This is a genomic window from Streptomyces sp. NPDC012508 (assembly GCF_042902595.1).
In the GTDB taxonomy this organism is placed as follows: Bacteria; Actinomycetota; Actinomycetes; order Streptomycetales; family Streptomycetaceae; genus Streptomyces.
The window spans coordinates 93516-118500 of record NZ_JBIBEO010000007.1; the positions used below are offsets into that span (position 1 = coordinate 93516).

General features: G+C 70.0%; 23 protein-coding genes, 1 tRNA gene and 1 pseudogene. 21 read left to right on the forward strand and 4 right to left on the reverse strand.

What is annotated here, in order from left to right:
• The first annotated feature begins 293 nt into the window (after positions 1-293).
• Both ACFY8U_RS24045 and ACFY8U_RS24050 read left to right on the forward strand, forming a co-directional pair.
• On the forward strand, positions 294-1058 hold the full coding sequence (locus ACFY8U_RS24045) for a zinc ribbon domain-containing protein (protein WP_389573442.1): 765 nt from the start codon (positions 294-296) through the stop codon (positions 1056-1058).
• A gap of 58 nt (positions 1059-1116) precedes the next feature.
• Positions 1117-1560, forward strand: coding sequence for a hypothetical protein (locus tag ACFY8U_RS24050; RefSeq protein WP_389573444.1), 444 nt, complete (start codon positions 1117-1119; stop codon positions 1558-1560).
• On the opposite strand, the gene ACFY8U_RS24055 is transcribed toward ACFY8U_RS24050, so the two are convergent.
• Positions 1518-2549 carry a hypothetical protein gene (locus ACFY8U_RS24055; RefSeq protein ID WP_389573446.1) on the reverse strand — a complete coding sequence of 344 codons (1032 nt, stop codon included), beginning with the start codon at positions 2547-2549 and terminating at the stop codon, positions 1518-1520. The two genes, ACFY8U_RS24050 and ACFY8U_RS24055, sit on opposite strands and share 43 nt — an antisense overlap.
• Before the next feature lie 183 nt (positions 2550-2732).
• On the opposite strand from ACFY8U_RS24055, the gene ACFY8U_RS24060 reads away from it, so the two are divergent.
• Positions 2733-3029 (forward strand): hypothetical protein, encoded by a 297-nt coding sequence (locus ACFY8U_RS24060; RefSeq protein ID WP_361760119.1) that lies wholly within the window; start codon positions 2733-2735, stop codon positions 3027-3029.
• A gap of 472 nt (positions 3030-3501) precedes the next feature.
• Complete coding sequence (locus tag ACFY8U_RS24065; protein ID WP_389573449.1) at positions 3502-3957, forward strand: hypothetical protein; 456 nt, start codon at positions 3502-3504, stop codon at positions 3955-3957.
• 137 nt (positions 3958-4094) lie between these two features.
• Here ACFY8U_RS24065 and ACFY8U_RS24070 read toward each other — a convergent pair whose 3' ends face one another.
• The gene (locus tag ACFY8U_RS24070; RefSeq protein ID WP_389573452.1) at positions 4095-4580 is read right to left on the reverse strand and encodes a DUF4265 domain-containing protein; all 486 of its coding nucleotides are present in this window, start codon (positions 4578-4580) and stop codon (positions 4095-4097) included.
• 488 nt (positions 4581-5068) lie between these two features.
• On the opposite strand from ACFY8U_RS24070, the gene ACFY8U_RS24075 reads away from it, so the two are divergent.
• A complete protein-coding gene (locus ACFY8U_RS24075; protein ID WP_389573454.1) occupies positions 5069-5362 on the forward strand; it encodes a hypothetical protein in 294 nt (97 codons plus the stop codon).
• 436 nt (positions 5363-5798) lie between these two features.
• Here ACFY8U_RS24075 and ACFY8U_RS24080 read toward each other — a convergent pair whose 3' ends face one another.
• Entirely contained in the window at positions 5799-6341 is a 543-nt protein-coding gene (locus ACFY8U_RS24080) for a hypothetical protein (protein ID WP_389573457.1), read from the reverse strand.
• Positions 6342-6623: 282 nt separating this feature from the next.
• A tRNA-Arg gene (locus tag ACFY8U_RS24085) sits at positions 6624-6695 on the reverse strand.
• 168 nt (positions 6696-6863) lie between these two features.
• On the opposite strand from ACFY8U_RS24085, the pseudogene ACFY8U_RS24090 reads away from it, so the two are divergent.
• The 16 genes and pseudogenes from ACFY8U_RS24090 to ACFY8U_RS24165 form a co-directional block, all read left to right on the forward strand.
• Positions 6864-7286: pseudogene (locus ACFY8U_RS24090) on the forward strand (response regulator); the annotation flags it as partial.
• A gap of 372 nt (positions 7287-7658) precedes the next feature.
• On the forward strand, positions 7659-8702 hold the full coding sequence (gene nrtL / locus ACFY8U_RS24095) for an ArgS-related anticodon-binding protein NrtL (protein ID WP_389573459.1): 1044 nt from the start codon (positions 7659-7661) through the stop codon (positions 8700-8702).
• 14 nt (positions 8703-8716) lie between these two features.
• On the forward strand, positions 8717-10108 hold the full coding sequence (gene lysA / locus ACFY8U_RS24100; RefSeq protein WP_389573462.1) for a diaminopimelate decarboxylase: 1392 nt from the start codon (positions 8717-8719) through the stop codon (positions 10106-10108).
• Positions 10109-10224: 116 nt separating this feature from the next.
• Positions 10225-11517, forward strand: coding sequence for a homoserine dehydrogenase (locus ACFY8U_RS24105; protein ID WP_389573464.1), 1293 nt, complete (start codon positions 10225-10227; stop codon positions 11515-11517).
• A 6-nt stretch (positions 11518-11523) separates the two neighbouring features.
• On the forward strand, positions 11524-12594 hold the full coding sequence (gene thrC, locus ACFY8U_RS24110) for a threonine synthase (protein ID WP_361643121.1): 1071 nt from the start codon (positions 11524-11526) through the stop codon (positions 12592-12594).
• A 294-nt stretch (positions 12595-12888) separates the two neighbouring features.
• On the forward strand, positions 12889-13806 hold the full coding sequence (thrB, locus tag ACFY8U_RS24115; protein ID WP_361599483.1) for a homoserine kinase: 918 nt from the start codon (positions 12889-12891) through the stop codon (positions 13804-13806).
• A gap of 383 nt (positions 13807-14189) precedes the next feature.
• On the forward strand, positions 14190-16265 hold the full coding sequence (rho, locus tag ACFY8U_RS24120) for a transcription termination factor Rho (RefSeq protein ID WP_361434707.1): 2076 nt from the start codon (positions 14190-14192) through the stop codon (positions 16263-16265).
• Between the two features lie 205 nt (positions 16266-16470).
• Entirely contained in the window at positions 16471-17583 is a 1113-nt protein-coding gene (locus tag ACFY8U_RS24125) for an LCP family protein (RefSeq protein ID WP_389573470.1), read from the forward strand.
• Positions 17584-17704: 121 nt separating this feature from the next.
• Positions 17705-17923 carry a 50S ribosomal protein L31 gene (gene rpmE / locus ACFY8U_RS24130; RefSeq protein ID WP_361434705.1) on the forward strand — a complete coding sequence of 73 codons (219 nt, stop codon included), beginning with the start codon at positions 17705-17707 and terminating at the stop codon, positions 17921-17923.
• Between the two features lie 98 nt (positions 17924-18021).
• Complete coding sequence (prfA, locus tag ACFY8U_RS24135) at positions 18022-19098, forward strand: peptide chain release factor 1 (RefSeq protein ID WP_389573473.1); 1077 nt, start codon at positions 18022-18024, stop codon at positions 19096-19098.
• Between the two features lie 36 nt (positions 19099-19134).
• Positions 19135-19980, forward strand: a complete 846-nt coding sequence (prmC, locus tag ACFY8U_RS24140) for a peptide chain release factor N(5)-glutamine methyltransferase (RefSeq protein WP_329115878.1) — start codon at positions 19135-19137, stop codon at positions 19978-19980.
• A gap of 44 nt (positions 19981-20024) precedes the next feature.
• Entirely contained in the window at positions 20025-20672 is a 648-nt protein-coding gene (locus ACFY8U_RS24145; protein WP_361599495.1) for an L-threonylcarbamoyladenylate synthase, read from the forward strand.
• The gene (locus ACFY8U_RS24150; RefSeq protein ID WP_361434702.1) at positions 20669-21313 is read left to right on the forward strand and encodes a protein-tyrosine-phosphatase; all 645 of its coding nucleotides are present in this window, start codon (positions 20669-20671) and stop codon (positions 21311-21313) included. Before ACFY8U_RS24145 ends, ACFY8U_RS24150 begins: the two co-directional genes overlap by 4 nt.
• 141 nt (positions 21314-21454) lie before the next feature.
• Positions 21455-22702 carry a serine hydroxymethyltransferase gene (glyA, locus tag ACFY8U_RS24155; RefSeq protein ID WP_389574142.1) on the forward strand — a complete coding sequence of 416 codons (1248 nt, stop codon included), beginning with the start codon at positions 21455-21457 and terminating at the stop codon, positions 22700-22702.
• Between the two features lie 107 nt (positions 22703-22809).
• Entirely contained in the window at positions 22810-24156 is a 1347-nt protein-coding gene (locus ACFY8U_RS24160) for an MraY family glycosyltransferase (RefSeq protein ID WP_389573478.1), read from the forward strand.
• A 264-nt stretch (positions 24157-24420) separates the two neighbouring features.
• Positions 24421-24837, forward strand: coding sequence for a hypothetical protein (locus ACFY8U_RS24165; RefSeq protein ID WP_361434700.1), 417 nt, complete (start codon positions 24421-24423; stop codon positions 24835-24837).
• Positions 24838-24985: the final 148 nt, after the last annotated feature.

Here is a 24985-nt window from a genome sequence, read left to right on the forward strand (position 1 = left end):
TGGATCTACCGACGGGTCTTGCGCCGGATCTCCCGACGGGCCTTCCGACGGAACCGGATCGGGAGCCGGAACGGGAGCCGGAACCGGATCGGGAACGGGAGCCGGAACCGGAGGCGGACACCGCCACGACCCGCCGCGCACCCACGGCCCCGCCGAGGCCCACACACAACCCCACGAACACCGCAACGAGCACCCCCACGAACACCCCCACGAGCACGCCCACTCCGCCACCGATCCCCACCCGCAGACCGGCACAGCAGCCTGAGGAGCCGCCGACTGGGGCGGTGGGTGCGGTGAAGCCGGCGAAGCCGATCGCGCAGCGCCCGAAGGTACGTGCGGCGGCGGTACAGGACCGGCAGGCGGGCCCGCCGTGCCCGCAGTGCGGAACGCCGAACGCCCCGGACCGCCGCTTCTGCCGCCGCTGCGCGGCCCCGCTGCGCCCGACGGCAAAGGCGGAGCCGCTGCCGTGGTGGCGGACGGTGTGGCCGTTCCGCCGCAGGGTGCGATCGGGCTCGGGCGCATGGGTGCGCCGCTCGGTGATCGCGGTGGTGGTGCTGGGCCTCCTGGTGGGCGGCTACTTCCTGATCCCGGCGGGCCGCTGGCTGTACGAGGACGTGAGGGACAAGCTCTCGAAGGCGACACCCATTACCCCGGCCTCGGTGGAGGCGACGGCATCGGTCCCGAAGCACGGGGCGACGCTGGCGACGGACGGCCTGAGCAACACGTACTGGGGCGCGCCGAAGACCGGCGAGGCGCTGTCTTTCGAGTTCCGCTCCCCCTTCCGTCTGGTGGACGTGGTGCTCCACACGGGCGTCTCGAAGAAGGCGGAAGCGCACCGTCAACAGGCCCGCCCGATCAGGGCAGACCTCCTGGTGACCATGGCGGACGGCACAAGCAAAACGAAGACGATCACCCTGGCCGACAAACCGGGCCCGCAGACGATCCAGACGGGCTACAGCGACGTCGTCTCGGTCCAACTGACCCTCCGCGACGCGACTGGCCTCTCCGAGGGCCGCCATATAGCCCTGGCGGAGGTGGAGTTCTTCAAGAGGAGCTGACGTCGGCCGGCGGACGAAGACAGGGAGGAGCCGCCCCGGCTGCTGCATACTCCCGGACGTGGACATGTCCGATGAAGGCCCGACCCTAGACCGACGGTGGATCGAGGTGGGCAACAACGTGTGCGGTGTTCTGCACGGCTGCCGTGACGCCTCCACCGTAGCCACTCGCTTCGTGGAGGCGGGTTGGAACTCCAGCTCGTCGTCCTGGCACGGCTACGAGCTGGAGACCCGCTGGTGCCGGCTGGAGATCGACCCGATCGACGGCGCGGACATCCTCCTCAACGGCGTCGTCGACCCCGCACGGCTGGACGAGCTGGCCCGGCTGCTCGGCTGCTTCGGGCTCCCGTACGAACTGGAACTCAGCGACGAGAACGACACCGTGACCCGCGAGATCAGAGCCGAACCCGCCCCGGCTCCCCGAGCACCTCACCCTCGACGCTCCCGCTGGTGGCGGCGCCCTCAGACCAGCGACCCGAACCGGTCGGCAGACACCCGGTCATAGAGCGAGCGCAGCCACGGCAGACGAACCTCAGGCAGCCGGGCCAACGTGTCGAGGAACACGCGACCGTCGGGCCGGAAGACGCGCCACGGATGCCCAGGCAGCGGATAGTCGTCCCGCAGCACGCCCTCCGGGAGAGTGCCGGACACCGGCAGCGGCGAGGTCTCGCCCGGGAGTGCCAGATACGCCCACACGGAGCTCTCCAGCGGCACGGCAACTGTGCAGCCGCCCGGTCGCCACGGTTCTCCCGTCCGCGGATGGCGCGGTACGAGGGCGATGTCGACGCTGCTCGCGGGCAGCCCCGGCCCGGCGAGCCCCACGGACCTCACCGTCGGCCCTGACGGCAACAGGGCGGCGGCCGCCCGGGCGAACATCGCGCCGGCCGACCCGTCGGGCAGGGCCACCGGCTCGCCCCGGGAGGCCACGAGCAGATGCGCGAGCGCCGCGCCCGCCGCAGCCTCCCACTGCGGGCTCCAGGCGCCGCCCGGGTCGATCGGTGGCCTGGCCTCGGTCGTCACGGGGGGAGCGGTCCGCGCCGTCGGCACGCGGCGTACCGCGTCGGGCTCGAACCACACCGCCTGCCACAGCGAGCAGTCGTCCACCCTCGCCGCCACCGCGAGCCCGCACTCCTCGCAGGCGAGATTGGGACCCGCCCGACCGTCGAGCCCCAGGCAGTAGCCGTCGCACCGCTCCGGGATCAGCATGGTGCCGCGTGAATCCCCGGGCGCGACCACGATCCGGCCCGGGGCCCCGTAGGAGAGGGCGACCTGCGGCGCGAACACCCCCCGGGCGGCCGCCTCCACCTCCCCGACGTCCTCCCAGGCCCGCCACGGCGGCCCGGACGGCCCCGGATCGACCGCGTACGTCCCCGCCTCCATCAGCGGCGGCAGCATCTCGTGCCCGAACCTCTGCCGCACCTGCACCGGAAGCGCGACCCTGACCACCGGCGCCGACAGCACAGCCCCGCACCCCGCACACACGAACACATCCATCGCCCGGGATTCTCCCCTTCCCTCTCCGGAGGAGCGAGGGAATAACGGCAACCGCCGCCCCGGAGGACCGAAGGCGACGGGCCGGCCCTCGGGTTGCGGAGCCCGCCTTCCGGGGCCAGCCTGAAATGGCACCGTTCGGGCCCAGGGATGCCTTCTCCACGACGGCGCCGCAGAGGAGGATCCATGCCTCAGCCCAGCATCAGTGTCGACGTCAAATTCACCCGGCTGAACTTCCAGGTCGTGGTGGTCAAGGGCGAGGGATTCAAGGCCAACGAGACGATCCACCTCACGCACAGGTCTCTCCAGCTCGGCCATCTTTCGGATCCCAACACGTACTCATTCGCCGTAAACGAAGCCGGTGAGTTCAGCGACGAGTTCTACGCCTCGCCCTGCGAAGCCACCGTCGAGACCCGTCACTTCTGGTACGCGAAAGGCGACCTGAGCGGTGCCTCGAACTCCGTGACGACGACCTGTCCCTAGAGGGCGGGCACCACGCCGGCGGTCGGAGCCGCTGTAAGTGAGCCACTCCCCGCGAGGCCCGCTCGGGACACCGCTGTCGGCGTACACATAGCGCGGACGGGGAAGGCGCACGAATACGATTCCGCGATGCCTCTTGATCAGTACGTCTACTTCGCTCTGTCGAGTGAGCGAACTACCGCGCAGGAGATGACGGCTAGCTGGGTGTTCAGCCGGATGAGACGAAGGTTCGTGGAAGCCGCATCGTCCAGCCGGTGATACCTGTGTGCCACCAGGGCTTCTCCTCGGCATGCAACTTGCTGCCCTGGCAAGGCTCGTCGGGGCCTCTGAAGTAGCGCACTACCTGCAGCCTTGCGGCCTTGCCCGCGCCAGGCTCCTCGCCCAGGCGCCTGGCAAAGCCGGCGATGCGGTCCTGTTGCCGCTTTGCCTGATGGACGCCTGGTCAGGTGCACTCGGTCATCGATACCGTCGGGCCATGGAGTGGGTCACCCTGATCAGCACCATAGTTGGCGCTGCGATCGCTACTGGATCCGCCATGCTGCTCGACAGGCGCCGATGGCGGCGAGAGCGTCTGGACCGTGAAACGCAGACACGTCGTACCTTGTACGGGGAGTACCTGGCATGCCTCTCCGAGGCACGTCACGCTTCTGGCAACGTGGCTCGGGATCCGGACATGTCTCTTCCTGCGCGACGCACCACCGCCCGTGCGGCGTTCGGACCCTGTATCGGATTGCGCTACCAGATGACGATCACCGCACCTACCCGGGTCGTAGATGCCTCCGAAGGCGCGTTCCGTCAGCTGCGTGACCTCCGCGACCTCGTGATGGAGGGTGTATTGGTCACCGAGCCGGCCTACTTGGAGGGGCGCCGCGGCTACGACGACGCCCTCGCCGCACTGCGCCTCCGCATGCGAGAAGACCTCAGTGACTGAAGATGGCAGCTGCGGGCTGCAATGGAGCTCTGGCCAGTGAAAACGGCTGCCAGGGCGGTCACTGTCGCTCTTCGTGCAGCCCGCCATCGACTGCCGTTCCCCGTCCGATCCGGCACGCGTCCTGGCACGACCCGGAGCTAGGCAGGCTCTGCCGTCCGCCACGCGTCCGTGATGCACCCCTCCTCCACGTGCCACCACTCTCGCTCGACTCCCTCTTGTAGGGGCCGCTTGATCTTGACGACCTCGGCGTTCGGCGGGATGTCGAGGGCCACCATGCGGAATCGCTCGATACCTTCACCACCCGCACCCAGCTCATGGAAGACGTTGAGCACGCTCTGCCGTGCCGCTGCTGAGCCGCCGTCGCGGAGCACGATCAGGCGAATGGTGCAGTTGTCCGAGGGACGGACCACACTGCCGGCCCAGCGGGTGCCCTTATTGTCGGTGGACGTTTCGACGATGTCGCCAATGGCAACACCCCGCACGAAGAAGGGGGTGTTCGCCAGTTCGACGGTTCCGTTGCCGCGGTCAGTGGCCCAGAGGCTTTCCACCCCTGCCGGTGGCCAGTCATCCTCGACCTCCAGGCGAAAGTGGACCTTCAGGTACGGCGGAGCCGGCTCATCCATGCCGGACAGAATGCACCATCACCACGACTGCGTACGGGCCACCCCCGACCGAGTCGGGCAATGCGGGCTGACATCCGCTTGAGGAGTTCGATCGGTGGGCCAGGGCTGGTCGCTCAGCCGGGGACCGACCTGCCGTCGGATCGCTGCACACCGTCTGTGTCCGGGCTTGTTGATGTCAGCGGTGGATGTCAGCCGACCAGGATCGGGCAGATCTCCAGCGGCTCGTCCTGGCGGTCGGCCCAGTGCCACCAGAGAACTCGCTCAGGGCAACGCCACAGGGAGCGGCAGACGCGCTTCCCGTCCCGCGCGGACCTCGGCACTTGGTGCTGGCGCACCGTGAGCTGGCTCTGGCAGCGGCGGCTCTGCGCGCGAGTGCGACGCCGTCCGGTGATCAGTACTACGTCGCTCTGCGAACTCACCCGATTACCTAACGCTAGGATCGTGGTCGTTGCCGCAGCAACGCGGCCGACCGAGATAGGGGCACCTAGATGGCCATCATCGTCACCTTCGACTTCCCTGACGCCGGGCAGGAGCTTTACGACGCCGTCATCGAACGCGTGACCAATGGTCAAGGCTTCACGCAATTCGCAGACCTGTCGACAACAGGTCTCGTCTCTCACGCCGCGGGGCCGGTTGACGGAGGGTTCCGCGTGACCGAGGTTTGGGAGAGCGTGGAGGCCCTTGAAGCCCACGCGAAGACCTTCGGCCCAATCCTGGCCGACCTCGGCCACACCGACGTGCAGCCCACGATCATTCCGGCGCACAACGTCGTCGTCCGGTAGGGACGGTCAGGCCGTGCCTGAGCTCGCCGATCGCTGCGGACGCGCCAACTCTGGGGGACATGCTGGTCGAAGGTAAACGCATCACCGACGCCTCGAAGGGCTTTTCAGTGGCCCGCGGCTGAAGTCGTCGACAGGCGGCTCCCGATCTCGCGATCAACATCACCGCGACCTCCGCTCTCTGTCGGACGCTGCCGCACTCCCGACGCTCGCCACACCGAGTAAGACGCAATCGCGTCGGGCGGCAGCATGGAAAACGGTGACTACGCGGTCGACCTCGGAGAGTTCTCGGAGAACCCGCTCGTTTCAGCGCGCTGGCAGGAGCCCAAGGTGTCCGACGAGGTGGACCTGCGTGTGGTGGCCAACCCCCGATCCACGGCCCCTGGACCTGTTCGGGAGCCTTCGGTAATTACGCGCTGCAACGGCTCCAAGAAGATGCCTAGAACGGGGGACTCCACCCCGGCGGCCAATTCGTCGCGTATCCGGGCGGGGGCCAGACATCCGAGCCGTTGTACACGCACCACTGACGGCCCAGCCACTCGCACTCCGGTACGGAACCTTCCCAGTCATCGGTGCAACGGTCGGCCCATTCGCGGCCCACCAGCACCGGCCGGGTCATCACCCCGCCTGCGGTGTCCTGAACACGCAGGACCACGCCGACGTCGTCGATTCCCGGGTTGCCCCGCGGCCCGTACGACACCCTGCGAGCAGGCGAGGAATAGAGGTCCAGGACCGTGTCTTCGAGCACGGCCGGCACGCGGCCCGTCAGCTCCAGTCCGTCCAGGGTCACGCGCGGACCATGGGCGGCGTCAGCCGCTACGCAGAAGAGCCGGCCGGTGCCGTCGAAGTACGTGTAGACAGCGGGTACCGCTGGGTGAAAGCCGAGTTGGAGACCGTGGATACCGGGCGAGAAGGGTTCAGCTGAGAAACGGCTCAGCTCAAGGGCCTCGGGGAGCGCAGTCCTGACCTCGTCGGCGGACATGCCGAAGTGCAGTGGTCCGACGCTCTCCAGCGGCGTCAGCACCCACACCGGCCGAACCGGCTCCGCAGCGGTCTCCCCGGCTCCCCAAGCCATTTCCTGTTCCCCTCATTCGTCGGGCCGAGACACGGACTTGACCTGTGTCGATGCCACACAGCCCAGGCCGCGAGTAGGCCGCAGCGCCTGTCATACGGCCGCTCTGCGCGACACGCGCCTGCGCAACGCGAAAGACCCCGTCCTCAGCGTCTTAGCTGGTGGCGGGGTCTTTAGGCACTTCCTGCGAAGTGCCCCCGGCAGGATTCGAACCTGCGCACACGGCTCCGGAGGCCGTTGCTCTATCCCCTGAGCTACGGGGGCGTCCGCCGCGTTCGGCGGCGACGGGTAGAACCCTACCAGCATCCGAGCCGTGCCTGTGAACAGGTATTTCCGTCGAGTCACCGACCCCTCGTTCCCCCTCACGGGTCGGAAGTGGGCAAAACCCGGACGCAGCCACTTCCCGCGACCTACTCTCGTCGTGTGTCAGGCATGTCCGGTCGGGTGCTCGTTGTCGATGACAACCGGGTGATCCGGCAGTTGATCAGGGTCAATCTCGAGCTTGAGGGCTTCGAGGTCGTGACCGCGGCCGATGGTGCCGAGTGTCTGGATGTCGTGCATCAGGTTCGGCCTGATGTCGTCACCCTTGACGTCGTCATGCCCCGGTTGGACGGGTTGCGCACGGCCGAGAGACTTCGGTCCGATCCGCGTACCAGTCATCTGCCCGTCGCCATCGTCAGCGGATGCACGCAGTACGAGATGGACAGCGGCGTCGCCGTCGGTGTCGACGCGTTCCTCGCCAAGCCCTTCGAACCCGCCGAGCTCGTACGCGTCGTGCGCAAGCTCATGCACCGCGACGGGCGTGAGCCCGGGCAGCGGCGTGGCGGACAGGAGGGGCCGTCGGGCGTCGACGGCAGACCGCACGGCACCACCCATGACTGCCCCCAGGGCGACAGCCCCCGGGCCACCTGCGACTCCGGAACCCGCGACGCCCCCCGCGCCACCCACGACCCCGGCTCCCGCGACGCCGGCGCCCGGGCCACCCGGGACGCCGGCATCCACGCCCCCCACGACCCCGGCACCCGTGGCCCTTGCGACGCCGCCCCCCGCACCCCCCACGACCCCGCCCCCCTCGACGCCACCCCCCGCCCCGCCCACGACGGATGTCACGGTCTCGGGCACTCCCGTACCCGGCCCTAGCGCGCCCCCGGGCGGGGCCGGGGGCTCAGTGACCGCATGGCGAAACCGGTTCGCATTCCTACCCCCCTTCTCCCATACGCTTGTCCCGTGACCCCCGCGGACCTCTCCCTCACCGTGCTGCACGCCGTGCGCCGTGCGGTCGACGACGGTGCGCTCCGTGTGGAGGTCCCCCAGCGCGTCGCCGTCGAGCGGCCCCGGCCCGGTGGGCGTGGGGACTACGCCAGCAACGTCGCCCTGGCCCTCGCCCGCGCCGCGCAGCGCCCGCCCCTCGACGTCGCCGCCATCCTCCGCGACCGGCTCCGGCACAGCCCCGGGCTCGCCGCCGTCGAGATCACCGGGCCCGGGTTCCTGAACTTCACCCTCCACACCGGCGCCCAGCAGGACCTCGTGCGCGAGATCCTCCGGCGTGGCGACCGGTACGGACGGCTCGACCCCACTGGCCAGGTCGCCCAGCCCGCCTACCGCGCCGATGTCCGGGCCGCCGTCACCGCCGACGCCGTGCGGCGCCTCCTTCTGTCCCAGGGATACGCCGTCCGCACCTCCTGCGAGGACGCGGCCGACCCCGCCTGGGCCGACCTCGGCGTACGGATCGAGGCCGAGGACTCCCGGGGCCGCCTGGCCACCGACATCGCCCCGCTTCCCGTTCCGTACACCGCCTCCGAGCTTCTCCGGCGCTTCGGGCCCGACGCCGCCCGCTGGGGGCTGCTCTCCGCCGCCGCTCGCGATCGCGCCCCTCTCGACGACCTCCTCCTGCGGCAGGACGAGAGCAACCCCTTCTTCCGGGTCCGGTACGCCTGCTCCCGGGCCCGCGCCCTCGTCCGGAACGCCGAGCAGCTCTCGTTCCGTAGCGATGCCCGCGAGAGAGTCGACGCGCCCGCGCTCACCCGCGCCCTCGGCGACCACCCCGCCGTTCTCGCCTCCGCCGCCCGCCACCGCGCCCCCGACCGGGTCGCCCGGCATCTCGAAGTCGTCGCCGACGCGCTGCTCGACTTCCAGCACACCGTCCTGCCCCTCGGCGACGAGAAACCCTCGGCCGCCCACCGCTCCCGGCTCGCGCTCGCCGAAGCCGCCGGGGTGGTGCTCGCCGGTGGCCTCTCCCTGCTCGGCATCAGCGCACCCGACCAGATCTGAAAGATGCAGACGACATGAGCCGTTCCGCCCACCCCGCCGGGCCCCGCCACGCCGACGTCCTCCCCGAGGGGCACTACACCGCCCCGCCCGCCGACCTGAACCGGCTCGACCCCAAGGTCTGGGCCCGGACCGTCCGGCGTAACGACGAAGGGCAGCTCACCGTCGGCGGCCTCACGGTCGACGAGCTCCGCGAGGAGTTCGGCACCCCCGCCTACTTCCTCGACGAGGACGACTTCCGCACCCGCTGCCGCGCCTGGGCCGACGCCTTCGGCGCCGACGCCGACGTCTTCTACGCCGGCAAGGCCTTCCTCTCCCGCGCCGTCGTGCGCTGGCTCACGGAGGAGGGGCTCAACCTCGACGTCTGCTCCGCCGGTGAGCTCAGCACCGCCCTCTCCGCCGGCATGCCCCCCGAGCGCATCGCCTACCACGGGAACAACAAGAGCGAGGAAGAGATCCGGCGGGCCGTCGAGGTCGGCGTCGGGCGCATCGTCCTCGACTCCTTCCAGGAGATCGTCCGCGTCGCCCACATCGCCGACTCCCTCGGCAAGCGGCAGCGCGTCCAGATCCGCGTCACCGTCGGCGTCGAGGCCCACACGCACGAGTTCATCGCCACCGCCCACGAGGACCAGAAGTTCGGCATCGCGCTCGCCGGGGGACAGGCCGCGGAGGCCGTCCGGCGTGCGCTGAAGCTCGACGGTCTCGAGCTCATCGGCATCCACTCGCACATCGGATCGCAGATCTTCGACATGGCCGGCTTCGAGGTCTCCGCCCGCCGTGTCGTCCAGCTCCTCGCCGAGGTACGCGACGAGCACGGCGTCGAGCTCCCCGAGATCGACCTCGGCGGCGGCCTCGGCATCGCCTACACCTCGGACGACGACCCCCGTGAGCCCCACCACATCGCCAAGGCCCTGAAGGAGATCGTCGCCCGTGAGTGCGAGGCCGCCCGCCTCGCCACCCCGCGCATCTCCGTCGAGCCCGGGCGCGCCATCGTCGGTCCCACCGCCTTCACCCTGTACGAGGTCGGCACCGTCAAGCCCCTGGAGGGGCTGCGGACGTACGTCAGCGTGGACGGCGGCATGTCCGACAACATCCGCACCGCGCTGTACGACGCCGAGTACAGCGTCGCCCTCGTGTCGCGGACGAGTGACGCCGAGCCCATGCTCACCCGTGTCGTCGGCAAGCACTGCGAGAGTGGCGACATCGTCGTACGGGACGCGTTCCTGCCGGCCGACATCGCGCCCGGCGATCTCGTCGCCGTGCCCGCCACCGGCGCGTACTGCCGGTCGATGGCCAGCAACTACAACCACGCACTCCGCCCGCCCGTCGTCGCCGTGCGCGACGGCGAGGCGCGGGTGATCGTCCGGCGCGAGACGGAGGAAGATCTCCTGCGTCTCGATGTCGGGTGATGAAATAGACGTCTCAGGATCCGGACGAGGGGCAGAAACCGTCGTCCGGTGAGTGAGACTGGTCCAACCGTAGAGATACGAAGCAGTACGAGAAGCAGTACGAGAAACGAGGTCGGATGATGCGTACGCGTCCGCTGAAGGTGGCGCTGCTGGGCTGTGGTGTGGTCGGCTCAGAGGTGGCGCGCATCATGACGACGCACGCCGACGACCTCGCCGCGCGCATCGGCGCCCCGGTCGAGCTCGCCGGCGTCGCGGTCCGCCGCCCGGACAAGGTCCGTGAGGGGATCCCCGCCGAGCTGATCACCACCGACGCCACCGCCCTGGTCAAACGGGGCGACATCGACGTCGTCGTCGAGGTCATCGGCGGTGTCGAGCCCGCCCGCACCCTCATCACCACCGCCTTCGAGCACGGCGCCTCCGTCGTCTCGGCCAACAAGGCGCTCCTCGCCCAGGACGGCACGACGCTCTACGCCTCCGCCGACCAGCACGGCCAGGACCTCTACTACGAGGCCGCCGTCGCGGGCGCCATCCCGCTCATCCGGCCGCTGCGCGAGTCCCTCGCCGGCGACAAGATCAACCGCGTGATGGGCATCGTCAACGGGACCACCAACTTCATCCTCGACCGGATGGACACGAACGGTGCCGGGTACTCCGAGGCCCTCGACGAGGCCACCGCACTCGGGTACGCGGAAGCCGACCCGACCGCCGACGTCGAGGGCTTCGACGCCGCCGCCAAGGCCGCCATCCTCGCCGGGATCGCGTTCCACACCCGCGTACGCCTCGACGACGTCTACCGCGAGGGCATGACCGAGGTCACCGCCGCGGACTTCGCCTCCGCCAAGCAGATGGGCTGCACCATCAAGCTGCTCGCCATCTGCGAGCGGGCCGCCGACGGCGAGTCCGTCACCGCGCGCGTGCACCCGGCGATGATCCCGCTGAGCCACCCGCTGGCCTCCGTCCGCGAGGCCTACAACGCGGTCTTCGTCGAGGCCGAGGCCGCCGGGCAGCTCATGTTCTACGGCCCCGGCGCCGGCGGCGCCCCGACCGCGTCGGCCGTCCTCGGCGACCTGGTCGCCGTGTGCCGCAACAAGCTCAACGAGGCCACCGGCCCCGGCGAGTCCGTGTACACCCAGCTGCCCGTGAGCCCCATGGGCGACGTGGTGACGCGGTACCACATCAGCCTCGACGTGGCCGACAAGCCGGGCGTCCTCGCCCAGGTGGCGACGGTCTTCGCCGAGCACGGCGTATCGATCGATACGGTCCGCCAGCAGGGCAAGGACGGCGAGGCCTCCCTCGTCGTCGTCACCCACCGCGCGCCCGACGCCGCCCTCTCCGGGACCGTCGAGGCGCTGCGCAAGCTCGACACCGTGCGCGGTGTCGCCAGCATCATGCGTGTTGAAGGGGAGTAAGGACCCATGACCAGCAAGGGCACCCACCAGTGGCGCGGCATCATCGAGGAGTACCGGGACCGCCTTCCGGTCACGGACACGACGCCGGTCGTCACGCTTCGTGAGGGCGGTACGCCGCTCGTTCCCGCTCAGGTCCTCTCCGAGCGCACGGGCTGCGAGGTGCACCTCAAGGTCGAGGGCGCCAACCCCACCGGGTCCTTCAAGGACCGCGGCATGACCATGGCCATCTCCAGGGCCAAGGAGGAGGGCGCGCAGGCCGTCATCTGCGCCTCCACCGGCAACACCTCGGCGTCCGCGGCGGCTTACGCGGTACGCGCCGGGATGGTCTCCGCCGTCCTCGTGCCGCAGGGCAAGATCGCGCTCGGCAAGATGGGCCAGGCCCTCGTGCACGGCGCGAAGATCCTCCAGGTCGACGGCAACTTCGACGACTGCCTGGACCTCGCCCGCGCGCTCTCGGACAACTACCCGGTCGCGCTGGTCAATTCCGTCAATCCGGTCCGTATCGAGGGCCAGAAGACCGCTGCCTTCGAGATCGTGGACATGCTGGGCGACGCCCCCGACATCCACGTCCTGCCCGTGGGCAACGCCGGCAACATCACGGCCTACTGGAAGGGGTACCGGGAGTACGCGGCCGACGGCCTCGCCACCCACACCCCGCGCATGTGGGGCTTCCAGGCCTCCGGCTCCGCGCCGCTGGTACGCGGCGAGGTCGTCAAGGACCCGTCGACCATCGCCACCGCGATCCGTATCGGCAACCCGGCCTCGTGGGACTACGCGATCGCCGCCCGGGACGAGTCCGGCGGCTTCATCGACGAGGTGACGGACCGTGAGATCCTGCGCGCCTACCGGCTGTTGGCCTCCCAGGAGGGTGTCTTCGTCGAGCCCGCCTCCGCCGCGTCCGTCGCCGGTCTGCTGAAGGCCGCCGAGCAGGGCAAGGTCGACCCGGGCCAGCGGATCGTCTGCACCGTCACCGGCAACGGCCTGAAGGACCCCGACTGGGCCGTCGCCGGCGCCCCGCAGCCGGTCACCGTCCCGGTCGACGCGGCCGCCGCCGCCGAGCGCCTCGGCCTCGCGTAAACGGCCCACAGCGGGTAAGTCCCCGACGGGAAACGCCTCTCCGGGAATCTCCGGAGAGGCAAACCCGATCAGGAACGTACATAGGCGCACAGGAAGGCTTGCGACACGCATCGTGCGCCTCCTGTGCGCCCTATGTCGCCACAGAACCTTCCTTCGATAGGCTGTACCGAACCCGCCCCGTTGCATATGCGCGGTGTCGTTGCCGTTGTCGCCCCCGAGGCAGACGCGGCCCCCGGGTTTCCGTGTACTTCTCTTGAAATCCCGTAGTCGCAAGTCAAGGAGAGTCATCGAGCGATGGCCGGTCCCGCGTTCCGCGCCGCCGCCGTACGGGTGCGCGTTCCCGCCACCAGCGCCAACCTCGGCCCGGGCTTCGACGCCTTCGGCCTGTCGCTGGGGCTCTACGACGACGTCGTCGTCCGGGTCGCCGACTCCGGGCTGCACATCGACATCGCCGGAGAGGGCGCCGACACGCTCCCGCGCGACGAGAGCCACCTGCTCGTACGCTCCCTGCGTACGGCCTTCGACCTGCTGGGCGGACAGCCGCGAGGCCTCGAGGTCGTCTGCGCCAACCGCATCCCGCACGGCCGGGGCCTCGGCTCCTCCTCCGCCGCCATCTGCGCCGGCATCGTCGCCGCCCGCGCCGTGACCATAGGCGGCGACACCCGCCTCGACGAGGCCGCGCTCCTCGAACTGGCCACCGAGATCGAGGGACACCCCGACAACGTCGCCGCCTGTCTGCTCGGCGGTTTCACCCTCGCGTGGACCGAGTCCGGTGCCGCGCGGGCGATCAGGATGGATCCTTCCGATTCCATCGTTCCGGTGGTTTTCGTCCCCGGTAAGCCCGTACTGACCGAGACCGCCCGTGGTCTGCTGCCGCGCACCGTCCCGCACGTCGACGCCGCGGCCAACGCCGGTCGCGCCGCGCTCCTCGTGGAGGCGCTCACCCGCCGCCCCGAGCTGCTGCTCGCGGCCACCGAGGACCGGCTGCACCAGGAGTACCGGGCTCCCGCGATGCCCGAGAGCATCGCCCTTGTGAACCGGCTGCGCGCGGACGGAGTCCCCGCGGTCATCTCCGGCGCGGGCCCCACGGTGCTCGCGCTGGCCGAACAGGGGTCGGCCGACAAGGTGGCCCGGCTGGCGGGCGAGGGATGGGCCGCGAACCGGCTCGACCTCGATGTGTCCGGGGCGAGTGTTCTGCCGCTCGCGCCATAGGGACACGTGATTGCCGGTGAGGGAGAGGGGGAATGTTTGTTGGAGCCGGTAGTGTTAACCTCAAGTCTGCACCCGACGTTTTTGTGGCGCGGTGCGGAGTGTCCCCATCAGGGACCACCCATTCTTCCGGGAGCCTCCCCAACTGCCTGAGCAGCCCGCCTGAGCAGTTTCGAGCACGCTCCGGAACCGGCACGACACCCCTCGCTCTTTCCATGTGAGGGCCGAGCAGGGGGCCTCGGGCCGGACCCACAGCACGTTTTTCTCCTCCGCCGTACCCGGCGGGACCACCGCCCCGACACGGTCCACAAGCCAGGACCGTCGTCGGACAGCACAACCGGTCGCCGAGCCAGATGGCCGACGTCCGCTCCAGGGAAGGACCCTTCGTGAGCGACACCACCGATCTGATGGGCGTGACTGCCGACAACCCCGTCGACACTTCCGCGCCCGCCGCAGGTGCTGCCACTGGCACCACCGCACGGCGCCGCCGCTCCGGCACCGGCCTCGAGGGCATGGTCCTGGCCGAGCTGCAGCAGGTCGCGTCCGGCCTCGGCATCAGGGGCACCGCGCGGATGCGCAAGAGCCAGCTGATCGAGGTCATCAAGGAGGCGCAGGCCGGCGGCGGAGCCCCCGCCAAGGCCGCCGCCGACACGGCTGACACCAAGCCGAAGCGCCGCGCCACCTCCAAGGCCCGTACGGCCGAGAGCGCCGCCGAGACCGCTGCCCCCAAGGCGGAGAAGGCCGAGAAGGCCGTCGCCCAGCAGCAGATCGACATCCCCGGCCAGCCTTCCCCCAAGGTGTCGGCTTCGCTCGACCAGGGAGGCGCCCCCGCCGACGACCAGCCGGTCGGCGAGCGCCGCCGCCGTCGGGCCACGGCCCCGGCCGGCAGCCCGGAGGGCGACGTCAAGGCCGAGTCCTCCCAGGCCGTGAAGACCGAGGCCAAGGCCGACACCCGGACGGACTCCCGAACCGAGTCCCGTACGGACGGCTCCGCCGACGCCAAGGCCGAGACCTCCGCCGACACCGCCGAGGGCCGCGGCCGCCGTGACCGCGGCGACCGTCAGCGTGACCGCGGCGAGCGCGGAGAGCGCGGCGACCGTCAGCGCGACCGCCGTGACCGCGGCAAGGGCGACGACCAGCAGGGCGGTGGCCAGGGCGGCCAGCGTCAGCAGCGTCAGGGCGGCCAGCAGGGTCAGCAGGGTCCGCAGGACGACTTCGACGACGAGGGCGGCCGTCGTGGCCGTCGCGGCCGCTACCGCGACCGTCGTGGCCGTCGTGGCCGTGACGACTTCGCGACCGGCGAGCCGCAGGTCTCCGACGACGACGTCCTGATCCCCGTCGCGGGCATCCTGGACATCCTCGACAACTACGCGTTCATCCGGACCTCCGGCTACCTGCCCGGCCCGAACGACGTGTACGTCTCCCTCGCCCAGGTCCGCAAGAACGGCCTGCGCAAGGGTGACCACGTCACCGGCGCCGTGCGTCAGCCGAAGGAGGGCGAGCGCCGCGAGAAGTTCAACGCGCTGGTGCGCCTGGACTCCTCGAACGGCATGGCCGCCGACTCCGGCCGCGGCCGCCCGGAGTTCAACAAGCTGACCCCGCTCTACCCGCAGGACCGGCTCCGTCTGGAGTCCGACCCGGGTGTGCTGACCACGCGGATCATCGACCTCGTGTCGCCGATCGGCAAGGGCCAGCGCGGTCTGATCGTGGCCCCGCCGAAGACCGGCAAGACCATGATCATGCAGGCGATCGCCAACGCGATCACCCACAACAACCCCGAGTGCCACCTGATGGTCGTCCTGGTCGACGAGCGTCCGGAAGAGGTCACCGACATGCAGCGGTCGGTCAAGGGCGAGGTCATCTCCTCGACCTTCGACCGTCCGGCCGAGGACCACACCACGGTCGCCGAGCTGGCCATCGAGCGCGCCAAGCGCCTCGTGGAGCTGGGTCACGACGTGGTCGTCCTGCTCGACTCGATCACCCGCCTGGGCCGTGCGTACAACCTCGCCGCCCCGGCCTCCGGCCGCATCCTGTCCGGTGGTGTCGACTCGACCGCGCTCTACCCGCCGAAGCGCTTCTTCGGTGCGGCGCGCAACATCGAGGACGGCGGCTCGCTGACCATCCTGGCCACCGCGCTGGTCGACACCGGCTCGCGCATGGACGAGGTGATCTTCGAGGAGTTCAAGGGCACCGGCAACATGGAGCTCAAGCTCGACCGGAAGCTCGCCGACAAGCGCATCTTCCCGGCCGTCGACGTCGACGCCTCGGGTACGCGTAAGGAAGAGATCCTGCTCGGCGCCGACGAGCTCGCGGTCACCTGGAAGCTGCGTCGCGTGCTGCACGCGCTCGACCAGCAGCAGGCGATCGAGCTGCTTCTCGACAAGATGAAGCAGACGAAGTCGAACGGTGAGTTCCTGCTCCAGATCCAGAAGACGACTCCCGGAGCCGGGAACAACGACTGAGGCGAGACCTCGGTCACACGGCGGGGGCGGGGCATCGCCCTCGTGACCCCGCCGTGACCTGGACAGACCATCGCGCCCACCGTGCCCCCGCACGGTGGGCGCGGTGCGTTGCGGTCCGTCGCTCTGCGAAACCTCACAGGTTCCCATGCAACCCTTTCGGGTGCTTTGCCGTCACAGAAGGTGAAGCGAAGACCTGAGGTGGGAGATGAGCGAGCAGAGCAAGGGCGGCCGAATACGAGGCAACGGCCGCCGCCGCAAGGAGCCCGCCAAGGGCCGCCGCGCGGTGACCGTCGCCGCCTGGAGCGCGGCCGCGCTCGTCGTCGTCGGCGGCTCCGGCCTCGGTTACGTCTACTTCAAGCTCGACGGCAACCTCAAGAGCGTGGACATCAACGCGCAGCTCGGCACCGACCGGCCCAAGAACGTCGACAACGGCTCGCTGGACATCCTGGTCCTCGGCTCCGACTCCCGCTCCGGCGACAACGGCGCCTACGGCAAGGACGAGGGCGGCGCCCGCTCCGACACCGCGATGGTCGTGCACGTCTACGAGGGCCACAAGAAGGCCGCCGTCGTCTCGATCCCGCGCGACACCCTCGTCGACCGCCCCGCCTGCACCGACGAGCGGGGTGACGCCGTCCCCGCCGACAAGCGGGCCATGTTCAACACCGCGTACGAGGTCGGTGGGCCGGCCTGTGCCGTGAAGACCGTCGAGTCGATCTCCGGCATCCGCATGGACCACTACATCGAGGTCGACTTCAGCGGCTTCACGAAGCTGATCGACAAGCTCGGCGGCGTCGAGATCACCACGGCCGAGGCCATCAAGGACTCCAAGAGCCACCTCGACCTCGCCCCGGGCACGCACACCCTCGACGGCGAGCAGTCCCTCGGCCTGGTCCGCACCCGCAAGAGCGTCGGCGACGGCAGCGACCTCGGCCGCATCCAGCTCCAGCAGGCGTTCATGAAGGCCTTCATCGACCAGGTCAAGGACGTCGGCGTCTTCACGAACCCCAAGAAGCTCCTGGACATCGCCGACACCGCCACCAAGGCCATCACGCCCGACTCGGAGCTCGACTCCGTCAACGAGCTGATGGGCTTCGCCCAGGGGCTCGCCGGGCTCGGCGCCGAGGACGTCCACATGGTCACGATGCCGGTCCGGTACGACCCCGCCGACCCGAACCGCGTCATACCGCTGGAAGCCCAGTCACGGCAGGTCTGGCAGGCGCTCAAGGGCGACCGTCCCATCCCCGCGTCCGCGACGAAGGGCGCGGCCACGGGCCAGGCCGACGGCGTCGTGAGCGGGCCCGCCACGGCCTCGGAATAGTTTCACCAGGGACCCGGTTTTGGGAGATACGGCCGGTCCTGGCAGACTGGTACGTCGGTCCCGGTTCACGCATGTGCAATCCGCACGGCGACCCGGCGCCCTCCCGAAACTAGGAGACACCTTGAAGCGCGAGATCCACCCCGAGTACGTCGAGACCCAGGTCAGCTGCACCTGTGGCGCGTCGTTCACCACCCGTAGCACCCTGTCCGAGGGCACCATCCGTGCCGAGGTCTGCTCCGAGTGCCACCCGTTCTACACGGGCAAGCAGAAGATCCTCGACACCGGCGGTCGCGTGGCCCGCTTCGAGGCCCGCTTCGGCAAGGCTGCGGCCAAGAAGTAGCACGTCACTGCGCCGGTCCTTGGTCGCTCCCCCTGGGAGTACCGGACCGGCGCTTTGCCGTCCCCGCAGTCCGTTCGTACGAAAACCAGGAGCCCCCGATGTTCGAGGCGGTCGAGGAACTGATCGGCGAGCACGCCGATCTCGAGAAGAAGCTCGCTGACCCTTCGGTCCACGCGGACCAGGCCAACGCGCGCAAGCTGAACAAGCGTTACGCCGAGCTGACCCCGATCGTCGCCGTCTACCGTTCCTGGAAGCAGAACGGTGACGACATCGAGACCGCCCGCGAGCTGATGCACGACGACCCCGACTTCGCGGCCGAGGTCAAGGAACTGGAGAAGCAGCGCGAGGAGCTGACCGACAAGCTGCGGCTGCTGCTCGTCCCGCGCGACCCCAGCGACGACAAGGACGTCATCCTGGAGATCAAGGCCGGCGCGGGCGGCGACGAGTCCGCCCTGTTCGCCGGCGATCTGCTGCGGATGTATCTGCGCTACGCCGAGCGCATCGGCTGGAAGACCGAGATCATCGACTCCACCGAGTCCGAGCTCGGCGGCTACAAGGACGTCCAGGTCGCGGTGAAGACCAAGGGCGGCAACGGCGCGACCGAGCCCGGCCAGGGCGTCTGGGCGCGGCTGAAGTACGAGGGCGGGGTGCACCGCGTGCAGCGCGTGCCCGCCACCGAGTCGGCCGGCCGGATCCACACCTCCGCGGCCGGTGTCCTCGTGACCCCCGAGGCCGAGGAGATCGACGTCGAGATCCACGCCAACGACCTGCGCATCGACGTGTACCGCTCCTCCGGTCCCGGCGGCCAGTCCGTCAACACCACCGACTCCGCGGTCCGCATCACGCACCTGCCGACCGGCATCGTGGCCTCCTGCCAGAACGAGAAGAGCCAGCTCCAGAACAAGGAGCAGGCCATGCGTATCCTGCGGTCCCGGCTGCTCGCCGCCGCGCAGGAGGAGGCGGAGTCCAAGGCCGCCGACGCCCGTCGCAGCCAGGTCCGTACCGTCGACCGGTCCGAGAAGATCCGTACGTACAACTTCCCGGAAAACCGCATCTCGGACCACCGCGTCGGTTTCAAGGCGTACAACTTGGACCAGGTGCTCGACGGCGATCTGGACGCGATGATCCAGGCCTGCGTCGACGCCGACTCCGCCGCCAAGCTCGCAGCAGCGTAGGACTTGTCAGCCCCACCCGTACCACGGAGGACCAGCGTGAACCTGCTGCTTGCCGAGGTGGCCCAGGCCACCCAGCGGCTGGCCGACGCCGGCGTTCCCTCACCGCGTTTCGACGCGGAGGAGCTCGCCGCGTTCGTGCACGGCGTCAAGCGGGGGGAGCTGCACAACGTCAAGGACGCGGACTTCGACGCCCGCTACTGGGAGGCGGTGGCCCGCCGCGAGGCGCGCGAGCCGCTCCAGCACATCACCGGCCGGGCGTTCTTCCGCTATCTGGAGCTCCAGGTGGGGCCGGGCGTCTTCGTGCCTCGGCCGGAGACCGAGTCGGTCGTCGGCTGGGCCATAGACGCCGTACGGGCCATGGACGTCGTCGAGCCGCTGATCGTCGACCTCTGCACCGGGTCGGGCGCGATCGCGCTCGCGATGGCGCAGGAGGTGCCGCGTTCGCGCGTGCACGCGGTCGAGCTCTCCGACAACGCGCTCGTGTGGACCCGTAAGAACGCGGAGGGCTCGCGCGTCACGGTCCACCAGGGCGACGCGCTGAGCGCGCTGCCGGAGCTCGACGGCCAGGTCGACCTGGTCATCTCCAACCCGCCGTACATCCCGCTCACCGAGTGGGAGTACGTGGCGCCCGAGGCACGTGACCACGACCCGGAGATGGCGTTGTTCTCCGGCGAGGACGGCCTCGACACGATCCGTGGTATCGAGCGCACCGCGCACCGTCTGCTGCGTCCGGGGGGTCTCGTCGTGATCGAGCACGCGGACACCCAGGGCGGCCAGGTGCCGTGGATCTTCAACGAGGAGGCCGGCTGGGCGGATGCCGCCGACCACCCGGACCTGAACAACCGTCCGCGCTTCGCGACCGCCCGCAAGGCCATGCCGTGATCCGCGCTGCCATGACCACGCTTGTGTATGAGGAGGCCCGCTAAATGGCTCGGCGATACGACTGCAACGAGGCGACCGACCGTGCGACCGGGCTGCGCGAGGCCGCGTCCGCCGTCCGCCGTGGCGAGCTGGTCGTGCTGCCCACCGACACCGTGTACGGGATCGGCGCGGACGCCTTCAGCTCGGAGGCGGTCGCGGACCTGCTGGACGCCAAGGGCCGGGGCCGCAACATGCCCACGCCCGTCCTCATCGGCTCCCCGAACACGCTGCACGGGCTGGTCACGGACTTCTCCGAGCAGGCGTGGGAGCTCGTCGACGCGTTCTGGCCGGGCGCGCTCACGCTCGTCGCGAAGCACCAGCCGTCCCTGCAGTGGGACCTGGGGGACACCCGTGGCACGGTCGCGATCCGGATGCCGCTGCACCCGGTCGCGATCGAGCTGCTGACCGAGGTCGGCCCGATGGCCGTCTCCTCGGCGAACCTCACGGGACACCCGTCGCCGGAGGACTGCGACGCGGCGCAGGGCATGCTCGGCGACTCGGTCTCCGTGTACCTCGACGGGGGGCCGACGCCGGGGATCGTTCCGTCGTCGATCGTGGACGTCACGGGCAAGGTGCCGGTCCTGCTGCGTGCGGGCGCGCTCTCCGCGGAGGAGCTCCGGAAGGTCGTACCCGACCTCGAGGTGGCCAATTGACCGCCCCTGAGGGGCGTGGCATAGCGGGGCACGAGAGCACTTCCTTCCGCATCCTCCACGTCAGCACCGGCAACGTCTGCCGCTCGCCGATCACCGAGCGGCTGACCCGCCATGCCCTGAGCGACCGCCTGGGCGACCCCCGGGGCGGCGGCCTGATCGTGGAGAGCGCGGGCACGTGGGGCCACGAGGGGGCCCCGATGGAGGCCAACGCGGAGCTGGTCCTCGCCGACTTCGGCGCGGACTACAGCGGCTTCGTGGGCCGCGAGCTCCTCGACGAGCACGTCATCCGCGCGGACCTGGTCCTGACGGCGACCCGCGACCACCGCGCGCAGGTCATCTCGATGGGCCACTCGGCGGGCCTTCGTACCTTCACCCTGAAGGAGTTCACCCGTCTCGTCCGCGCCATAGACCCCGCGACGCTGCCGGACCCGCTGGACGAGGGCATGGTCGAACGCGCGCGTGCGCTGGTACGCGCGGCGGCGGCTCTACGCGGGTGGCTTCTGGCCCCGAGCGCGGAGGCGGACGAGGTCAACGACCCGTACGGTGCGCCGATCACGTTCTTCCGCTCGATCGGCGAGGAGATCAACACGGCACTGGACCCTGTCGTGACGGCCCTGACCGGGGTGCCCGCTCGCCGTTGAGCCGGGGGGCCGCGGGGCGGTCGGCGGGGGCCGCGCGGCGGTAGGGCCATCCGGCTCAGGGTGTGGGTGAACATCGGGCAAACCCGTGCCCGCGCGCCTACATTGGAGCTGAAGGCCAGCCCGCGCCGCCTGGAGCCCATGATGCCGGTCACCGCTCCACCCGAAGAGGAACTCGACGTCCTGCGCCGGCAGGACCCGGAGATCGCCGATGTGCTGCTCGGAGAGGCGCGCCGGCAGGCCGACAGTCTGCAGCTGATCGCCGCCGAGAACTTCACCTCGCCCGCCGTCCTCGCCGCCCTCGGCTCCCCGCTCGCCAACAAGTACGCCGAGGGCTACCCCGGCGCCCGCCACCACGGCGGCTGCGAGTTCGCCGACGCCGCCGAGCGGATCGCCGTCGAACGGGCCACCGCGCTCTTCGGAGCCGAGCACGCGAACGTTCAGTCCCACTCCGGCTCCTCGGCCGTCCTGGCGGCGTACGCGGCCCTTCTGAGGCCCGGAGACACCGTCCTGGCGATGGGCCTCCCGCACGGCGGCCACCTCACCCACGGTTCGCCCGCCAACTTCTCCGGCCGCTGGTTCGACTTCGTCCCGTACGGCGTCGACGCAGAGACCGGCCTCGTCGACTACGAGCAGGTCGCCGCCCTCGCCCGGCACCACCGCCCCAAGGCGATCGTCTGCGGCTCCATCTCCTACCCCCGCCACCTGGACTACGCGATCTTCCGCGAGATCGCCGACGAGGCCGGCGCCTATCTCATCGCCGACGCCGCCCACCCCATCGGCCTCGTCGCCGGGGGAGCGGCGCCCAACCCCGTCCCGTACGCCGATGTCGTCTGCGCCACCACCCACAAGGTCCTCCGCGGACCCCGCGGCGGGCTGATCCTCTGCGGCGCCGAACTCGCCGCCCGCGTCGACCGCGCCGTCTTCCCGTTCACCCAGGGCGGCGCCCAGATGCACACGATCGCCGCGAAGGCCGTCGCCTTCGGCGAGGCGTCGACCGCCGCCTTCACCACGTACGCCCATCAGGTCGTCGCCCATGCCCGCCTCCTCGCCGACGCGCTCTCCGCGGAGGGCTTCGCCCTCACCACCGGCGGCACCGACACCCACCTCATCACCGCCGACCCCGCCCCCCTCGGCATCGACGGCCGTACGGCGCGCTCGCGCCTCGCCGCCGCCGGCATGGTCCTCGACACCTGCGCCCTGCCGTACGGCGACGGACGTGGGATTCGTCTCGGTACCGCCGCCGTCACCACGCAGGGAATGGGCGCCCCGGAGATGGCCCGGATCGCCGCGTTGTTCACGATCGCGCTACGGGACGAACCGGGGGAGACGGCCCGGGTACGCGCGGAAGTACGTGATCTGGCCGGGCGATTTCCCCCGTATGGCCGGTGAGGAACCCCGGAGCGCAACCATCCGGCCGGGCCGTATGTCCTCAAGCACATGGACAGCACGGCTAGGGTGTGGGGCTTAGATGGCCAGCGATTCCTGTGGGGCAGCCCGTGCGTGATTACCTGCTGACGCTCTGTGTCACGGCCGCGGTGACCTATCTGCTCACCGGTCCGGTGCGGAAGTTCGCCATCGCGACCGGGGCGATGCCGGAGATCCGTGCCCGAGACGTACACCGAGAACCGACTCCGCGGCTCGGTGGCATCGCCATGTTCTTCGGCCTGTGCACCGGCCTGCTGGTGGCGGACCACCTGCAGAACCTCAACAGCGTCTTCGAGCTCTCCAACGAGCCCCGCGCGCTGCTCTCCGGCGCCGCCCTGATCTGGCTGATCGGTGTCCTCGACGACAAGTTCGAGCTGGACGCGCTGATCAAGCTGGGCGCGCAGATGATCTCCGCCGGTGTGATGGTGATGCAGGGTCTGACGATCCTGTGGCTGCCGATCCCGGGCGTCGGCACCGTCGCGCTCACCAAGGGGCAGGGCACGCTCCTGACCGTGGCCCTGGTCGTCCTGACCATCAACGCCGTCAACTTCGTCGACGGCCTCGACGGCCTCGCCGCCGGCATGGTCTGCATCGCCGCCGCGGCCTTCTTCCTGTACGCGTACCGCCTCTGGTACGGCTACACGATCGAGGCCGCCGCGCCCGCGACGCTCTTCGCCGCGATCCTCATGGGCATGTGCCTGGGCTTCCTGCCGCACAACATGCATCCGGCCCGGATCTTCATGGGCGACTCCGGTTCGATGCTGATCGGTCTGATCCTGGCCGCCTCGGCGATCTCGATCACCGGCCAGGTCGACCCGGACGTGCTGAAGCTCTTCGAGGGCTCGACCCGTGAGGCCACCCACGCCGCCCTGCCGGTCTTCATCCCGCTCGTGCTGCCGCTGACGATCATCGCGATCCCCATGGCCGACCTCATCCTGGCCATCGTGCGCCGCACCTGGAACGGCCAGTCGCCGTTCGCCGCCGACCGCGGGCATCTGCACCACCGGCTCCTGGAGATCGGGCACTCGCACAGCCGGGCCGTCCTGATCATGTACTTCTGGTCGGCGCTCATCGCCTTCGGGACGCTCGCGTACTCGGTGCACTCCACGTCGATGTGGATCGTGCTCGTGGTCGTGTTCCTGAGCGCGATCGGTCTGGTGCTGCTCCTGCTGCCGCGCTTCACACCGCGCGCCCCGCACTGGGCGGAGTCCTTCGTCCCGCCGCGCTACCGGCGCCGCAGGGCCGGACGCCCGGGAATGCGGCGGGGATCCCGCTCGAAGGCCGCCGCTCCGGTCGCCATGGCCGTCGAGGAGCCGGCGGAGGAGCGCGTACCGGTGCCGGCGGGAGTCAACGGGGCCACCGCCATCGGCCACCGATCGCGCTTCACCGACCGGCGGAAGGCCGGAACGCCGAGTTGACGAATGTCATACTGGGCCGCATTACCAGACAAAACCCCTCGGCAGGCTGCACACACGCGCACTGTCACACTCATGTGTGACAGTCAGCACACTTCCCGGGTAAAGAACTACTCAAATAGTTTGTGATACCGTTCACGAGACCCGGCGACAGAGCCGAAAGACCGTAGTGCGACGGTCCGTTGGCCCCGAGACACACCTCGGACCGGGCTTACGCTCGTCCCTGACGACACCATCGCCCCCACCAGCAACAGCGGAGACACCGCCATGCCGTCCAACGACGCACGCATCCTTCTGTCAGCTGCCATTCCCGCTGCTGCCACCGGCGCCATCGCCGCGGTCATCAGCGGCGTGGTTGCCGGCGGCAAGGGCGCGATCGGCGCCGTGATCGGCTGCGCGGTCGTGATCGCGTTCATGGGGATCGGGCTCGTGGTGCTCCAGCGGACGGCCAAGTCGTACCCGCACCTGTTCCAGGCGATGGGCCTCCTGCTCTACACGACCCAGCTGCTGCTGCTCTTCGTGCTGATGCTGATGCTCAAGAACACGACGTTCTTCGACTTCAAGGCCTTCGCCTTCACTCTGCTCGCGTCGACCCTCGTCTGGATCGCCGCGCAGGCACGTGCGTACATGAAGGCCAAGATCATGTACATCGACGACCCCAAGAAGCCGGGGTCGTCGCAGTGAGGGGTAGGGCCGGGATAAAGGCGCGTTCGGCTTCCTGCTATCGTCCGGTGCCAACTGCGGCACTGCGGGCGCGGGCATCCGAGCTGACGCCTGTCCCAGCGCGAGGCTCGACGCCGAACCGCCGCCCCCTTATCCGTAAGACCAGTCC

Excerpts from the sequence above, each read along its gene's own strand:
- ACFY8U_RS24055 (WP_389573446.1), bottom strand. The coding sequence starts at position 2,549 with ATGGATGTGTTCGTGTGTGCGGGGTGCGGGGCTGTGCTGTCGGCGCCG.
- ACFY8U_RS24060 (WP_361760119.1), top strand. The coding sequence starts at position 2,733 with ATGCCTCAGCCCAGCATCAGTGTCGACGTCAAATTCACCCGGCTGAAC.
- ACFY8U_RS24065 (WP_389573449.1), top strand. The coding sequence starts at position 3,502 with ATGGAGTGGGTCACCCTGATCAGCACCATAGTTGGCGCTGCGATCGCT.
- ACFY8U_RS24070 (WP_389573452.1), bottom strand. The coding sequence starts at position 4,580 with ATGGATGAGCCGGCTCCGCCGTACCTGAAGGTCCACTTTCGCCTGGAG.
- ACFY8U_RS24075 (WP_389573454.1), top strand. The coding sequence starts at position 5,069 with ATGGCCATCATCGTCACCTTCGACTTCCCTGACGCCGGGCAGGAGCTT.
- ACFY8U_RS24080 (WP_389573457.1), bottom strand. The coding sequence starts at position 6,341 with ATGTCCGCCGACGAGGTCAGGACTGCGCTCCCCGAGGCCCTTGAGCTG.
- lysA (WP_389573462.1), top strand. The coding sequence starts at position 8,717 with ATGAGCCGTTCCGCCCACCCCGCCGGGCCCCGCCACGCCGACGTCCTC.
- ACFY8U_RS24105 (WP_389573464.1), top strand. The coding sequence starts at position 10,225 with ATGATGCGTACGCGTCCGCTGAAGGTGGCGCTGCTGGGCTGTGGTGTG.
- thrC (WP_361643121.1), top strand. The coding sequence starts at position 11,524 with ATGACCAGCAAGGGCACCCACCAGTGGCGCGGCATCATCGAGGAGTAC.
- thrB (WP_361599483.1), top strand. The coding sequence starts at position 12,889 with ATGGCCGGTCCCGCGTTCCGCGCCGCCGCCGTACGGGTGCGCGTTCCC.
- ACFY8U_RS24125 (WP_389573470.1), top strand. The coding sequence starts at position 16,471 with ATGAGCGAGCAGAGCAAGGGCGGCCGAATACGAGGCAACGGCCGCCGC.
- prfA (WP_389573473.1), top strand. The coding sequence starts at position 18,022 with ATGTTCGAGGCGGTCGAGGAACTGATCGGCGAGCACGCCGATCTCGAG.
- ACFY8U_RS24145 (WP_361599495.1), top strand. The coding sequence starts at position 20,025 with ATGGCTCGGCGATACGACTGCAACGAGGCGACCGACCGTGCGACCGGG.
- glyA (WP_389574142.1), top strand. The coding sequence starts at position 21,455 with ATGCCGGTCACCGCTCCACCCGAAGAGGAACTCGACGTCCTGCGCCGG.
- ACFY8U_RS24165 (WP_361434700.1), top strand. The coding sequence starts at position 24,421 with ATGCCGTCCAACGACGCACGCATCCTTCTGTCAGCTGCCATTCCCGCT.